Source organism: Peribacillus frigoritolerans, from assembly GCF_001636405.1.
In the GTDB taxonomy this organism is placed as follows: domain Bacteria; phylum Bacillota; class Bacilli; order Bacillales; family DSM-1321; genus Peribacillus; species Peribacillus frigoritolerans.
The window spans coordinates 3150756-3165324 of record NZ_KV440950.1 but is presented as its reverse complement, the minus strand read 5'-3'; the positions used below and the strand labels follow the sequence as shown (position 1 = coordinate 3165324).

The window sequence follows — 14569 nt, the reverse complement described above, 5'->3', positions numbered from 1 at the left end:
TTTTTGAATATTTATACGATTGAAAAAAGGGTAAAAGTCCTGGGGTAAAATTCCTGTTATTGATTATTTATGAATAGGATACATTACCGTGCGGGGTATGAAGAAAATTGGCTGAATTCCTTTGAAATCTGAGATTGTTAAGATTTTTATTCCAGGAATGGAAGTGATAGCGTTACCAATCGGAATCGGTGGCCGAAGGAAGATTCTGAAGATATTGAATATATTATACTGGTTACATTTATTCATCAAAAGGAGCGGTTTCACCTAAAATGCATGGAAGGATTTTTCATTTTTATATTAAAAAAATTTTTTTGACGTGAAAATAAAAAACTTTTTCTCTAATGTGGTTAACCGCGAGAAACGATTCATTACAAAAAATAGGATAGATTACTAGAGGAAAGTGCCATTTTGAAGGGTTTGTTTCACATATACAAAAAAGGTAAAGAGCGGCTGCCCTTTACCTTCCTGTTAAACTATATGTTGGTTTTAAAATCTTTTATGCCATTCCTCATCTTCAAGTGGCACACCATTGGTACTAATATATTCTACAATCATATTTCCATGTGCAAGAACTTTATCTTTTTTAAGGCCATTGATCATTTCGTTAAAGCGGTCTTCATCTGCATCCTGTTTCTTACGTGAAAGGGTAATCCGGATGGTAGGGGAAACTTCGTAATCTTTATAGCTGGCTGGCTTATTCGGATCAATGTTCAATTCTTTACCGATCCCCTCATCAAAGACCAAGAGTAATTGATTATTATCGCCTATTTCTTCTTGAATCTTCTCCCAATCTTCGCTTTCTGCAATATTTTCCATTTCCTTGGATATCAACATGTCACCCAGTTCTTTTTCAACATATGGCCTGATTTCCTTCTCTGCATCATCTTGCCATTTATCAGATAGGAATGTATCCTCCATTTCCCCTGTTTCATCATTAAAGAAAACAAGAAAATGCGTACCATATTTTTCATGTTTCACTTTAGCTGCGTATTCAAAATAGCCCCGGTTTCCCATATTGTCGTATAGGACATCATATATTTCGGTTCCTTCATCAAAAGTTTCCTCTAAGTATCTTTCAGCTTTATCCCGGATCTTCTTTTCTTCATCGGGATCTGCTTTCATGCTCTGTGTGAATGAAAATAAAAGGATCACAAACCGACCAAGATGATTGAAAAAACGCCTAATAAAGTAAGTAAAATCTTCTTTGTTTTGCTCAAGGAACTCCCTCCTGTAATCACTGCCACTTTAAAATAATTCCCATATTATTCTAACATCATTATCGCTCATTTTACTATGGAAAATGAGCCTATCTTTTCCCCAGTGCGAAATCTAAATTACCTGCCCTCCAAAAGATCGGGATACTTTGTTACAATAAATAAATCCTTAGTACCCTAAAGGGAGAGATTGACTTGGAAACCTATCAAAGAAAAATGAACCATAATCGGGATGAATACAGAAAGTTAAGGTGGAAACAGCATCGTATACAAGTTACAGGTTTATTCGATGCCGTTTTTTCGAAAAAAGCGTTCGTAGATAAAGTGGCTATCGTCGGAGCAGGCAATTGCGATGATTTGGATATAGAGTATCTGGCAACTAAATGCAACTCCATATACCTATTTGATATTGATATGGAAAGTATGGAAAAGGGTACGGCAAATTTGCCTGAACGGACCCGGGAGAAAATTCAACTTATTGAAATTGATGTAACAGGCCTCGATAAAGTGGATTTTGATCACCACCTATCTTCCATGCTGAATCGTGGTGAAACGGCAAAGGGAATTATTCGGTATTTAAAGGATACCGAGAATCGGTTAGGTCAGCTTTCTGAACGTGTTTTTGCTAATTATTATAATGATTTTGATATCGTGGCAACTTCCGCCATTTATACTCAACTATTTTATAATTGGGCCATGGAACTTCTTTCCGATCATGCAAACCACTATCAGAAAAAAGATGCAGAAGAGATGAAGAATGAAATTTTGGATGTAAGGGATGAAATCGTTCGTACAGTGAATCACTCTATATCTAAATGTACCAAGCAAAATGGATTCTGTATTACATGGACTGATATCTTAAAAATCGAACCTGAGTATATGGATACCATTAATGAAGGGCTGAATGCCATCTTTGCATTGGCCTCGAACGTTGGATATGGGGCAGCCTTGATAGGGGTAAAAACGTTTATTGAAAAATTGGATAAAAGCGAATTAACCCTTCGATACTGGCCATGGGATTTTCAAGAAAATAAACAGTATTTGACCATTGGCATTATCGGGAGAAACAATGGGTTGTAATTGAATAATGGCGGGATAGATAAGCAAATAAGCAGCTGGATCTATCCTTTTTTTGATTGGTTATAGTCCCCTTAGGAATAGAGGGGGCTGGGGCCAGCAAACCATGGGAATTAAGACGCAATTATATAAAAGGTATAAAAAAACGATGATATTTTTGACTATTTGTCTAATGATTTCACAATCTGGTGTGGATATAATGAATCTGTTGAAAACAGAATATTCCGGTAAGTGGCGGCAGGTACAGCAAATGAAGAGGTGGCAGAACTGAGGGGGAAACAAAAAGGAAGGGGTGTGTTGGTTGAAAGCTGATATCGTGTTCATAAACGGCGAAGTCATAACCGCAAATCAAAAAAATGAAGTCGCGGAAGCCCTGGCAATTAACGGTGATCGTATCTCGGCAGTCGGAACGAATCAGGAAATCAAGGTATTTATCGGAGAAGAAACAAATGTGATTGATTTGCAGGGAAAGTCCTTACTTCCAGGGTTTATAGATTCTCATATTCATCTAATCTTGTATGGTGTCAATCAATTGGCAGTGAGCTGTAAAGCTGAACATATCAAATCTGTAGAAGATTTGATAATCGATCTGAAGAAGAAAGCTTCGACGATCCCTAAAGGTGAGTGGATTCGGGCTTGGGGCTACAATGAGACCGCAGTGAAAGAAAAACGTTATCCAACAATAGCGGAATTGGATGCTATTTCAACAGACCATCCCATTATCGTGAATCGCACATGCAGCCATATAAGCGTGGTGAATAGCAGGGCGCTTGAGATTGCTAGAATTGATGAAAACTCAGAGAATCCAACTGGAGGGATCATTGAAAAGGATGGAGCGGGGAGACTTACAGGAAAACTCATTGAAACAGCAAATATGATAATGGCCGACAGAGCAGGCTATTCAGAAAGTGAACTGTTGAAGGCGGTCAAAATAGCATCGGGACATTTCATTAAAGCAGGCATTACAAGCATTCATGAAGCTGGTGCTCATGGTCCTGACAGTTTCCGTTTAATGCAGCAGGCCATAAAAAATAAGGACATTCGTGTCCGTATCTATGCGATGGTCGGTTCATTGAATAATTCTCATGAATTTGTGAATAAAATGGTAGATTCGGGAGTGATAACCGGAACGGGGGACGAAAGATTCAAAATCGGACCAGCCAAATTGTTTACGGATGGCAGCAGTACCGGTCCGACAATTGCCACCCGTGAGCCTTATACGAGTGATCCTGGTTATTCCGGGATTCTTTATTATAAAGAAGAGGAGATCCATCAAGTATTAGGTCAGGCACATAAAAGAGGCTTTCAAATCACAGTCCATGCCCAAGGAGACAGGGCAATAGAGATGTATTTGAATTGCGTGGAAAAGGCTTTGAATGAATCGCCCAGAAAAGATCATAGACATAGAATTGAGCATGCTGGAATATCTTCACCAGATTTACAAAAAAGGATGAAAGAACTTGGGGTCATCCCAATCCCCAACCCCCCATTTCCTTATGAATTCGGTGATATATATATTGAACATTACGGCAATAGGGTCAACCATATGTACGCTGCCCGTGATTTTATTGATAATGGCATCCTGGCCGCAGCCGGTTCAGATGCTCCCGTTACTGATCACGACCCTATATTAGGCATACACGTTGCTGTTAATAGAACAAGCATGTCTGGTATGAAAATAGGTGCGATTCAATCGATTAGCGTATTGGAAGCCATTAAACTATATACATGGAATGGCGCGTTTGCTAGTTTCGATGAAGATGTCAAAGGCAGCCTGGAGGCAGGAAAGCTGGCCGATCTAGTTGTATTGAATGATAGTATATTGAAAGTGGATTCCCAAAATATCAAGGATTTGAAAGTTGAATCGACGATTCTGAATGGGGAGATTCTTTATCATAGGGAAACAATGGTGGAAATATAATCTAGCGTGACTATTCTAAAACAACAAGACCTTCACTAACATTTTTTTGGCTTAAGCGAACGAAGAGGATTTAGCAGGTTATCTAAAAGGGGGATATTCGCTATGAAAAAGCAAAAATTATTAATTAATGGTGAGAGGCTGAGTCGTACGCTAGAAAAATTTGCTGATTTTGGACGCACTGAAAACAACGGGGTCACACGGCTATCCCTTTCCGACGAAGATCGATTAGTCCGTGATTATTTTTGCGCTTGCTGCAAAGAATTGGGTATGACCATTAAGATTGATGATATGGGGAATATTTACGCCACTTTAGCGGGACTTGAAAACAAACCACCTATTGTAATGGGATCGCATATGGATACCGTAAAAAAGGGCGGGCGGTTTGATGGTATCTTGGGTGTAGCTGCAGGCTTGGAAGTCGTGCGTACTCTAGTCGAAAACAATATCCAGCCTAAAATTCCGGTAATGATCGTCAATTTTACGAACGAAGAGGGAGCCAGATTCGAACCTTCCATGATGTCTTCGGGAGTTCTTTCGGGTAAATTCGAAAAATCCGTCATGCTGCAAAAGACGGATAGTGAAGGAACCACTTTCGAAAGTGCCTTGAGTGCCATTGGATATGCAGGGGATCAAGAGTCTCGTTTAAAAGAAGCAACTGCATTTCTAGAGTTGCATATTGAACAAGGGCCCATTCTTGAACGGGAATCACTAACGATCGGTGTCGTTGAATGTGTCCTTGGTATGGTTTGCTATGAGATAGAAATTACAGGAGAATCCGATCATGCAGGAACCACCCCGATGAATATGAGAAAAGATGCTTTCTTCACCGCGAATAGCTTGATCATGGAGGCCCGTCAGAAGCTAGGTATGCTTGATGACGATTTGGTTTTTACGATGGGAAGGGTGAATGTGTTTCCGAATATCCATACGGTCATCCCTAATAAAGTGGTTTTTTCGCTTGAAGCGAGACATAAGGATTCCAAAGTCATCGAAAAGGTGGAGGAAGTCATAAAAGGCCTTACAACTAGAGGTTCTGAAGGCGGCTGCGACATCCAAGCGAAAAAATTGTGGGACAGGGATACCGTGTGGTTCGACAAATCCATTTGCAATTTGCTCGAGCAATCGAGCAATTCATTAGGACTACCATATAAAAGAATGGTAAGCGGTGCAGGACATGATGCACAGTTTATAGCCAGTTATATACCTACTGCCATGGTTTTCGTCCCAAGCATCAACGGGAAAAGCCATTGTGAAGAGGAACTTACTACATGGGAAGATTGTGAAAAAGGCGTCAATGTAATATTGGAAACGGTCCTTGCCATCCAGTCATCTTAAGCGGAAATATGGTTGGTTGTATACAGCCAGTGACCGAAGGGTGCCATCAAACCATCAGTTCAGCATGCAAGTCGGCTTGACTGGTGGTTATGCACCCGTGTAAGGAAACTAATTTGGGGAGGGTATAATTTGAATGCTATTAAGCTATTGCTTTTTGTTCCATTTATAGGGTTTTTAGGTTTATTGCCCTATGCAAATAAAATAGAACCGTACATATTGGGAATGCCTTTTTTGTTATTTTGGGTTGCATTTTGGATGGTGATGGCATCGATTATCTTAATGATCGTCTATAAGTTCGATCCTGATAATAAAGGGAGTGAATCTGAATGAATATCTCATTGCTCATCATTGCCATCATCTTGGTTCTAGCACTTTATTTAGGGATTAAAGCAAGAAAAGGGAAGGATATGGATATGGAGCAATTTGCCGTAGGGGGCAGGGGCTTCGGTACATTCTTCATTTTTCTCTTGATAGCAGGTGAAATTTATACAACTTTTACATTCCTGGGCGGAAGTGGGTGGGCATACTCAAAAGGTGCCGCTGCTTATTATGTTCCCGCCTATATTTTCTTAGCTTATGTCCTATCATATTGGCTCGTCCCTAAAATATGGAGATATTCAAAACGACATTCCATTATCTCTCAGCCAGAATATTTTGCATCTAAATATAAAAGCAGGTCAATGGGGATGATCGTTGCTGTATTGGGAAGCTTAGCCCTCGTCCCGTACATAGTCATACAGCTTAAAGGATTGGGTATCATTGTTTCAGAAGCATCATACGGAGCCATTTCACCAGTTGCTGCAAGTGTGATCGGTGCTGTGGTTGTAACTACCTATGTAATGATTTCAGGCATTCATGGTTCGGCATGGACTGCCATACTGAAAGATTTCATGATTTTGGTGGTCGTCATCTTTTTAGGGATTTACATTCCAGTTCATTACTTCGGAGGCATACAGCCAATGTTCGAGACCGTGCAAGCTGCCAAACCGGAAATGTTGGTTTTGGCAGATCAGGGATTGAGTCAGTCCTGGTTTGTGTCCACCGTTTTGCTGAATGCACTAGGATTTTATTTGCTGCCACAAACTTTCATGGTCGTTTTATCGTCCAATGGGGAAAGGACCCTTCGCAAAAATGCGATTGCGTTACCTTTATACACATTGTTGCTGCTGTTCGTTTTTTTCATTGGATTTACAGCCATCATGCAAATCCCGGGTTTGCAAGGAGCTGATGGTGATCTCTCACTTTTAAGGCTGGCGATACAAACATTCGATCCTTGGGTGATAGGGGTTATCGGAGCTGCAGGTTTATTGACGGCCCTAGTACCGGCTTCAGTCATGCTAATGGCTGCATCGGTAGGTCTGACAAATAGCTTTTTCAAAGTTCTGGTCCCTTCTGCGACTGAAACACATCAATTGATTGTCTCAAGGATAATCATTATTGGTATCTCAATCATTGCTTTAATTGTAACGGTTACAGGCGGCGAGGCTTTGGCCATCCTGAATATCATGTCTTACAGTTTAATTACGCAACTGGCCCCGTCCTTGTTTTTCAGTTTGCCAAAAACCAATATAATCAATAAGTATGGTGCGATGGCTGGAATATTGGCAGGTGTCCTGATTGTTTTATATGCGACAATTGCAGATGTGAAGGTTGCTACATTCCTGCCAAATACCCCACATGTAATTAATGATATCAGTACAGGCGTCATAGCTTTGTTGATTAATATACTAGTAACATTCCTTGTAAGTGCCCTGACTAAACAAATCTCCATGCAACAGACCGAGATGAATGATCTGGACAAGATATCCTAATTTCTTTTAAAAGTCTGGAAGAACTGATAAAACATGATATGGGAGGGCTTTTGTGAAAATTAAAATAACGGCTTGCCAATTTCGTGTAGAAAAAGTGTCAAATTTCCTTGAATTTCAGGAACAAGTAGAAGACTTGATCACCCAAGTTCCTGAAAACTCGGATTATATCATTTTTCCTGAACTGCTAACTATCGGGTTATCAGCAGCCTTTGGAGAACAGGATGCCTCGTCCGTTATCAGGATCGATGAATATACCAATCAATACAAAGATCTTTTCAGGTCAATTTCAAGAAAAAGAAAACAAGTCATCATTGCAGGCACTCATCTGGAACGCCGCGAAAATGAATACTACAATATTGCTTATATTTTTGATGAAGACGGAACAGTCGTTGAGCATAAAAAGACTCATATCTTTCCTGCTGAAGCGAATTGGCATACTTCTGAAGGCGATGAACTGGAGGTTTATTCCGTGGGTCCGGTTAAGATAGGGATAGCGGTATGTTATGAAGCGGAGATACCTGAAATTTCAAGGATATTATCAGTGAACGGTGCCGACATCATTTTTTGCCCATCATACACATTTACAGAGGCTGGTTTTTGGCGAGTTCGCCATTGCGCACATGCACGGGCAATAGAAAATCAGGTATATTTTGTTCATTGCCCCACAGTTGGTGAACCAGGATCACCCTTGCCGAACGGATATGGCCGTGCCAGTATCCTTAGCCCCTGTGACAGCGCTTGGCCTGCTAATGGAATAGTGGCCGAGGCGGTAATGAATGAACATACCATTATTACCGGTACAGTGGATATGGACGAACTTTATGAGAATCGAAAAAGTGGTGCAGCAACCACCTTCAAGGATCGAAATCGCCGAAAAGATATGTATGCGAAATATGAACCATACGAAGGGCTGAAATGATGTGTTGGATCCCGAACCATTGTCGTCCGAATGATGTTCCAATAAAGTGCGGTAGTAGGTCAAAAAATGACCCCTGAAACGAGTTCTTTAACAATACCTGGTTATTCTTCGTGATTCTTCAGTTTGATTGGCGTATTAGTTATAGAACTTATCTATTCTCTGGCCGAAGGAATCGGGAATTGACTTAATATACAAAATATATTGTCAAATGCTTGCTATATATATTAAAATATATATAACCATTTCATATTGTAATAATATAGATAGTCACCCTATTTATACCTGTTATGATGTCTGTAATGGCAGGAGGCACTACAATCATGTTTCAACAGAATACAGTATATATAGTTGGCGAATCGAAGGCACCGTCCAATAATCCAATTACACAGCAATTCAACTGCTTTTTTATCGGGTTCGTCATTGATCGTGATACGCATGAAATAGTAGATGCGGAATGCTCGACCACGATATCGATTACATCACGCTTCATTCAATCCATGTTAGTTGGTAAATCCATTCTTCGGCCCGATGAATTGGAGACAGAAATTGAGCAACGGTATTTTGGTTCATCTCAGAAAGCACTGACCGTCGCCCTAAGAAATGCCAGCATCAAATATCAGCAACTTTATAAGTTATAGCTGCTTCTTTTGTCAGTCGCAATTGAAATCCAGCTTTTAAAGAGTGCGTACGCGCTCTTTGGCAGCTGGATTTTTCTATGTAGTGCCATGCAATAATTAATAGATGAGTGTGAAAAAAGTGGAAATTACCTTTTGTTATAAAATTTAAGGAGGTATGGAATATGATTCAAGATGGTGTGATGTTTGTCTGCTTTTTATTGGCATTTACTGCCGTGATTGCGGTTGTGGAAAAAAAGATAGGAGGAAAGTTCTTCAAGTATGTTCCTGGTATTGTTCTTATTTATATTGGAGCGGCTCTGATGAAAACATTCGGGGTCTTTTCAGATAGTGAGTCAGTCGAAAGTGCATATAGCACCATACGGGGGCTCCTGCTGCCTGCCATGTTGATGCTTATGCTTTTGCAATGCGATATGCGGAAAATCATCAAACTTGGACCAAAGATGCTGTTAACTTTTTTTGCGGCTTCATTCAGCATTATTGGAGGGTTCACTCTTACTTACGTTTTAATGAATGGCTTTTATGCGGAAGGAACTTGGAAGGCATTCTCGGCCTTGAGCGCAAGCTGGACAGGGGGCTCTGCCAATATGGTGATCTTGCAAGGCATACTCGATGTGCCTGAAAATATTTTTGGCTATGCGTTGATCATGGATACTGTTAATTATTCCATTTGGGTCATGTTCTTGTTTTGGCTGGTGCCTCTTGCTGGAAAATTCAATATTTGGACGAAAGCGGATACATCTTTCATTGATCAGATGACTTCCGAGCTTGAAGCGGGGGAAACCGCCAAGACGGAATTTGGATTCGTGGAATTGATCGGTTTCTTGGCGCTGGCTTTAATTGTTTCAGCAGGTGCAACCAAAATTGGGGAGAGACTGCCGGTACTCGGTGCCGCTGTGAATGGAACCACTTGGACGATCATCATCGCTTCGACCGTAGGATTAATTCTGGCTGTCACGAAGGTTGGACGTATTGCCGGTTCCATGGAAATTTCCAAAGTCATGCTTTATATCGTCATTGGTTTAATTGCTTCCCATGCCGATTTTTCACAGCTGTTTCAAGCACCTGTGTATATTATTTCCGGCTTTATGATTCTATTCTTTCATGGATTGATCATGGTCATTTTGGCCAAAATCTTTAAGTTGGATCTATTTACAATGGGAGTTGCCTCTTTGGCCAACATAGGGGGCGTGGCATCAGCCCCCATATTGGCAGGTGCATTCAACAGGGCGCTAATACCGGTCGGGATATTGATGGCAGTACTTGGCAGTCTTCTGGGCACCTATTTTGGAATTCTTACATCATATATACTCTCAAGCTTTTAAGGAAGGGTTGTTAATATGAAGATTGAAAGTTTACAAGTATCAGTGGAAACCTTGCCACTAATCAAGCCATTCAAGACTGCATTACGCACTGCAACGGAAATTGAAAACATCATGGTTTCCGTAAAATTGGAGGATGGAACGGAAGGTTTGGGGGCTGCAGCCCCTACGGTTGCCATCACAGGTGATTCTACAAAAGGAATCATGACGGTCATTGAGGAAGTGATCACACCACATCTAATTGGCCGCGACATCGAGAATATCAATGCATTGTCTCAGCTGATCCAACGATCCTGTGTAGGTAACACAAGTGCAAAAGCTGCTGTTGAAATCGCTTTGTACGACGCAGTCAGCAAACGATGGCAGCTCCCATTATATCAATATCTTGGCGGTAAATCTAATGTCCTGAAAAATGATATGACAATCAGCGTTGATGAACCTGAAGAAATGGCAAAGGCGGCATTGTCCCTTATCGAAAGCGGATTCTCTACGATGAAGATAAAACTGGGGAAGGATTGGAAGAATGACGTGGAGCGCGTTGCCTGCATTCGTGCTGCTGTTGGCGAACAGGTTATGATCAGAATTGACGCAAATCAAGGGTGGACAACAAAACAAGCGATTTCCATCATTCATGAAATCGAAGAAAGAAAGCTGAACGTTGATTTGGTGGAACAGCCCGTGCAAGCCCATGATATCGAAGGATTGAAAGAAATAAAACGCTTTGTCCAATTGCCGATCATGGCCGATGAAAGTTTGTTTTCCCCACGTGATGCCATGAGACTCCTGAATGAACATGCTGTTGATTTCCTTAATATCAAATTAATGAAAACTGGCGGAATTCGACGTGCACTCCAAATCGCCGATATGGCAGAAGCAGCCGGGGTGGAATGCATGATCGGGAGTATGATGGAATCATCCGTTAGTGTAGCGGCCGCGGCTCATCTGGCAACCGCCCATCCAAATATAACGAAGATTGATTTAGATGCCCCATTATGGATTAAGAATGAGCCATTTGAAGGCATTCAATTTATGAAAGATCAACTTCTCATTTCCGATAAACCTGGACTGGGAGTCAAGAGGAAATCCTCTTTTACTCAATAAAAACAATTTCGAAAGGGTGAATGATTTGAAAAGGTTAACCGTTTTTGTGTTATCTTTATTGGCTTTTGGTATTTTAGTATTCAGTCCCAATGAAGCTAGTTCCAGGGAGAAACAGAGAATTGCCTATGTTGATGTGAACGTGGCCACTCTTTGGACTGAGCCGGGATTATTAAGGGAAATCGATGTCCCTTCTGCATCGAATCCCGCTGATTTGAATGAATGGATCGGCTCAATGAAATATGAAGACAAGCTGTGGCTTGTAGGTAACCTGGAAACACAAGCTTTATATGGTTCTAAAGTGACGATTCTTGAAGAACGGGGTGAATGGGTGAAAGTAGCCGTTGCCAATCAACCTACACCCCGTAATGATATTGGTTACCCAGGATGGATGCCAAAGGCACAATTAAAAGACGGACATTCTTTTGAGAAGCAATCTAAACGAGCATTTGCCCTTGTAAATGCTCCAAAGACCTGGCTTTATTCGGATTCGAAACTTCGGTCCAAATTCATCGAAGTCAGCTTCAATACCCGCCTTCCGCTATTGCAGGTGAAAAAAGATAAAGTGAAGGTGATGACACCGGGTAATGGGGCAAAATGGATGGAAAAGCAAGACGTGTCAGTCTATCAAAATGAAAATCAAATACCGGCTCCAACCGGTAAGGACATCGTTGAATCAGGAAAAGGTTTTTTGGGGCTACCTTACCTATGGGCTGGAATGTCCGGTTTTGGATTTGACTGTTCTGGATTTACGTATACGATGTACCATGCTAATGGAATAACGATCCCAAGGGACTCTTCCATTCAGGCTCAGCATGGCAAAAAGGTTGAAAAAGAAAATCTACAACCAGGTGACTTACTATTTTTTGCCCATGATAAAGGGAAAGGAAAGGTCCATCATGTCGGAATGTATATTGGTGACGGCAAAATGATCCATTCACCTAACAGCTCAACACATGTAAGGATAGATGAAATAAAAACATCGGGATACGGAGAGGAATATGCCGGAGCAAGAAGATATATAGATTGATGCTTAAAAAGCTTAAGAGCCCAGTGCTCTTAAGCTTTTTTCATATGTAAACAGATCTTCTCTCAGAATATGCTCCGATGTCTTTAAAGAGGAATCGTTTTGAATAAGTTGTTCCGGTGGCCTATAGAGTGTTTAGTTAAGATTAAATGAGACTAAATATTCAGGGATGTTTATTATCCATTTTTTGGTGAGTGAAACTTGACTTCACTACTTCCTTAAGTTGCGAATTCCACGATGAGGAAAAATATGGTATAATTAGTTGCGGATATTTCTTAATATTATAAAAGTAAGGGGTTGCCAATGATGATCACTTTTCCAAAACCTGATGTTGAGCAATTTTTACGAACGTTTTCCATTGCTGATTTTGCTGTAAGTCCAGATGAAAAACATCTGGTTTTCAGTACCAATTTGAGCGGCAAGTATAATTTATGGGGAATGGATTTGCCAAACTCCTTTCCTTATCCGCTTACATCCATCGATCAAAGCTGCCAAGGGCTTATATATGATAAGAAGAGCCGGTTTATCATTGCTGGTTTCGATCAAGACGGTAATGAAAATACCCAGTTTTACGGAGTTCCTTTGAATGGAGGTACAATGAAGGAAATCGTTAATCATGAAAATACACGTAATTTCATGCCAAAATTATCGAATGACAGTAAAAAGCTCTATTACACGACATCCAGAGAAAACCCTTCCTTTCTTAATTCCTATTGTTTGGATTTAGAATCAGGACAGGAAAGGCTGGTACTGGAGGGGAAAGATGCAGCGACCTATTTATTTGGCTTCAGCCCAGATGAAGAAACCTTACTTTACTATAAACACTTTGCTAATACATATACTCTTCTCTATGCAAAAAAAGGCAACGAAGATATCCTGCTCACTCCGCCGACAGAGAAACAACACACAGTGAATGATGGGGTTTTTGTTTCGGATTCGATGATATATTTATTGACTGATTATGATTCGGACTTTACCTATTTGGCTTCATACAACCTTGAAACAAACAAGTTCTGTAAAGTTAAAGAATTGGAGAATGAGAGTTTTACTGCCATTACTTATAGTAAAGAGAATCAATTATTATATATAACCAGTCAAAAGGGTGTAGAGGATCAATTATATGAGATCAATCTGCAAAATGAAAATTGGAGAAACATCCCCGTGCCATGCAGTGTCATTAATAAACTTGAAGTTGCTGCATCAGGCACGCTTTACCTATTTGGCATGAGTGCAACCAAGCCTCATAATATCTATAAAAATACAGGTGATGAGTGGGTATCATTAACTAAATATACTGTTCCTGGCGTGGATCCTAATGAATTGGTTGAACCGGACATCATTACCTACCCTTCCTTTGATGGCCGTGAGATCGAATCGTTATTTTTTAGGGCAAAAAAGGAAAATGACAATGGTGAAGTCATTTTTTGGCCTCATGGAGGACCTCAAGCGGCAGAACGGAAGTTTTTTAGAGCTTCATTTCAATTTTTCCTGAATAACGGTTACAGTATTTTCGCGCCAAACTTCCGCGGTTCTACTGGTTATGGTTTGGAATTCATGAAAATGGTAGAGGGAGATTGGGGAAATGGACCGCGACTTGATAATGTAGCCGGCCTTGATTGGCTGATAGACCAAGGGCATGCACAAAAAGGCAACATTCTTTTGATGGGCGGAAGCTTCGGAGGCTATATGGCCCTTCTGCTGCACGGGCGACATGCGGATTATTTTAAGGCGGTTGTCGATATTTTCGGCCCATCCAACCTATTCTCATTTATCAATTCCGTACCTGAAGACTGGAAGCCAGTCATGGACCAATGGGTAGGAAACCCGGATATAGATAAAGAAAAACTAATCGAGTTTTCGCCTATTACCTATCTAGAATCCATGATAAAGCCAATGCTTGTCATTCAAGGAGCAAACGATCCCCGTGTCGTCAAAGAGGAATCGGATCAGATCGTTCAAGCGTTGAAGGATAAAGGAAGAGATGTCGATTATATGCTTCTAGAAAATGAAGGACATGGATTTTCCAAAAAAGAAAATGAAATTGCCGTCTATCAAAAAATACTCTCTTTCTTAAAGCGATTCACAGCAGTAACAGAGAAGGTATAATACGGTATTTTTACAAGTTAAGAACCCCTGCCGCTCACGTTCAAAGTGATGAAGCAGGGGTTTTTGAGTTTTGGGTGTTAGTAAATAGCTTCCTAATACGGCAT

Annotated in this window: 12 protein-coding genes; 11 read left to right on the top strand and 1 reads right to left on the bottom strand. The window is 40.6% G+C overall.

From position 1 onward, the window contains the following. Positions 1-486 precede the first annotated feature (486 nt). A complete protein-coding gene (locus A6755_RS15160; protein WP_244889674.1) occupies positions 487-1122 on the bottom strand; it encodes a hypothetical protein in 636 nt (211 codons plus the stop codon). 287 nt (positions 1123-1409) lie between these two features. On the opposite strand from A6755_RS15160, the gene A6755_RS15155 reads away from it, so the two are divergent. From A6755_RS15155 to A6755_RS15105, 11 genes are all read left to right on the top strand, one after another. Next, on the top strand, positions 1410-2294 hold the full coding sequence (locus tag A6755_RS15155) for a hypothetical protein (RefSeq protein WP_063591175.1): 885 nt from the start codon (positions 1410-1412) through the stop codon (positions 2292-2294). A 298-nt stretch (positions 2295-2592) separates the two neighbouring features. Beyond that, positions 2593-4212 carry an amidohydrolase gene (locus tag A6755_RS15150; protein ID WP_063591174.1) on the top strand — a complete coding sequence of 540 codons (1620 nt, stop codon included), beginning with the start codon at positions 2593-2595 and terminating at the stop codon, positions 4210-4212. 102 nt (positions 4213-4314) lie between these two features. Next, positions 4315-5547, top strand: coding sequence for a Zn-dependent hydrolase (locus tag A6755_RS15145; RefSeq protein WP_063591173.1), 1233 nt, complete (start codon positions 4315-4317; stop codon positions 5545-5547). Positions 5548-5676: 129 nt separating this feature from the next. After that, positions 5677-5877 carry a DUF3311 domain-containing protein gene (locus tag A6755_RS15140; RefSeq protein ID WP_063576267.1) on the top strand — a complete coding sequence of 67 codons (201 nt, stop codon included), beginning with the start codon at positions 5677-5679 and terminating at the stop codon, positions 5875-5877. Then, a complete protein-coding gene (locus tag A6755_RS15135; protein WP_063591172.1) occupies positions 5874-7358 on the top strand; it encodes a sodium:solute symporter family protein in 1485 nt (494 codons plus the stop codon). Before A6755_RS15140 ends, A6755_RS15135 begins: the two co-directional genes overlap by 4 nt. 52 nt (positions 7359-7410) lie before the next feature. Further along, positions 7411-8277 carry a carbon-nitrogen hydrolase family protein gene (locus A6755_RS15130; RefSeq protein ID WP_063591171.1) on the top strand — a complete coding sequence of 289 codons (867 nt, stop codon included), beginning with the start codon at positions 7411-7413 and terminating at the stop codon, positions 8275-8277. A 320-nt stretch (positions 8278-8597) separates the two neighbouring features. Beyond that, positions 8598-8915, top strand: a complete 318-nt coding sequence (locus A6755_RS15125; RefSeq protein ID WP_034312026.1) for a DUF3870 domain-containing protein — start codon at positions 8598-8600, stop codon at positions 8913-8915. 161 nt (positions 8916-9076) lie between these two features. Next, positions 9077-10237: a DUF819 family protein gene (locus A6755_RS15120; RefSeq protein WP_063591170.1), complete on the top strand. Its 1161-nt coding sequence runs from the start codon at positions 9077-9079 to the stop codon at positions 10235-10237. Positions 10238-10252: 15 nt separating this feature from the next. Next, positions 10253-11335, top strand: a complete 1083-nt coding sequence (locus tag A6755_RS15115; protein WP_063591169.1) for a dipeptide epimerase — start codon at positions 10253-10255, stop codon at positions 11333-11335. A 25-nt stretch (positions 11336-11360) separates the two neighbouring features. Then, entirely contained in the window at positions 11361-12362 is a 1002-nt protein-coding gene (locus tag A6755_RS15110; RefSeq protein WP_377307332.1) for a C40 family peptidase, read from the top strand. A gap of 303 nt (positions 12363-12665) precedes the next feature. After that, positions 12666-14465 carry a S9 family peptidase gene (locus A6755_RS15105; RefSeq protein ID WP_063591167.1) on the top strand — a complete coding sequence of 600 codons (1800 nt, stop codon included), beginning with the start codon at positions 12666-12668 and terminating at the stop codon, positions 14463-14465. Positions 14466-14569: the final 104 nt, after the last annotated feature.

Bases quoted from the DNA above. Each gene is read 5' to 3' on its own strand.
- A6755_RS15145 (WP_063591173.1), top strand. From the start codon at position 4,315: ATGAAAAAGCAAAAATTATTAATTAATGGTGAGAGGCTGAGTCGTACG.
- A6755_RS15105 (WP_063591167.1), top strand. From the start codon at position 12,666: ATGATCACTTTTCCAAAACCTGATGTTGAGCAATTTTTACGAACGTTT.
- A6755_RS15125 (WP_034312026.1), top strand. From the start codon at position 8,598: ATGTTTCAACAGAATACAGTATATATAGTTGGCGAATCGAAGGCACCG.
- A6755_RS15160 (WP_244889674.1), bottom strand. From the start codon at position 1,122: ATGAAAGCAGATCCCGATGAAGAAAAGAAGATCCGGGATAAAGCTGAA.
- A6755_RS15120 (WP_063591170.1), top strand. From the start codon at position 9,077: ATGATTCAAGATGGTGTGATGTTTGTCTGCTTTTTATTGGCATTTACT.
- A6755_RS15115 (WP_063591169.1), top strand. From the start codon at position 10,253: ATGAAGATTGAAAGTTTACAAGTATCAGTGGAAACCTTGCCACTAATC.
- A6755_RS15135 (WP_063591172.1), top strand. From the start codon at position 5,874: ATGAATATCTCATTGCTCATCATTGCCATCATCTTGGTTCTAGCACTT.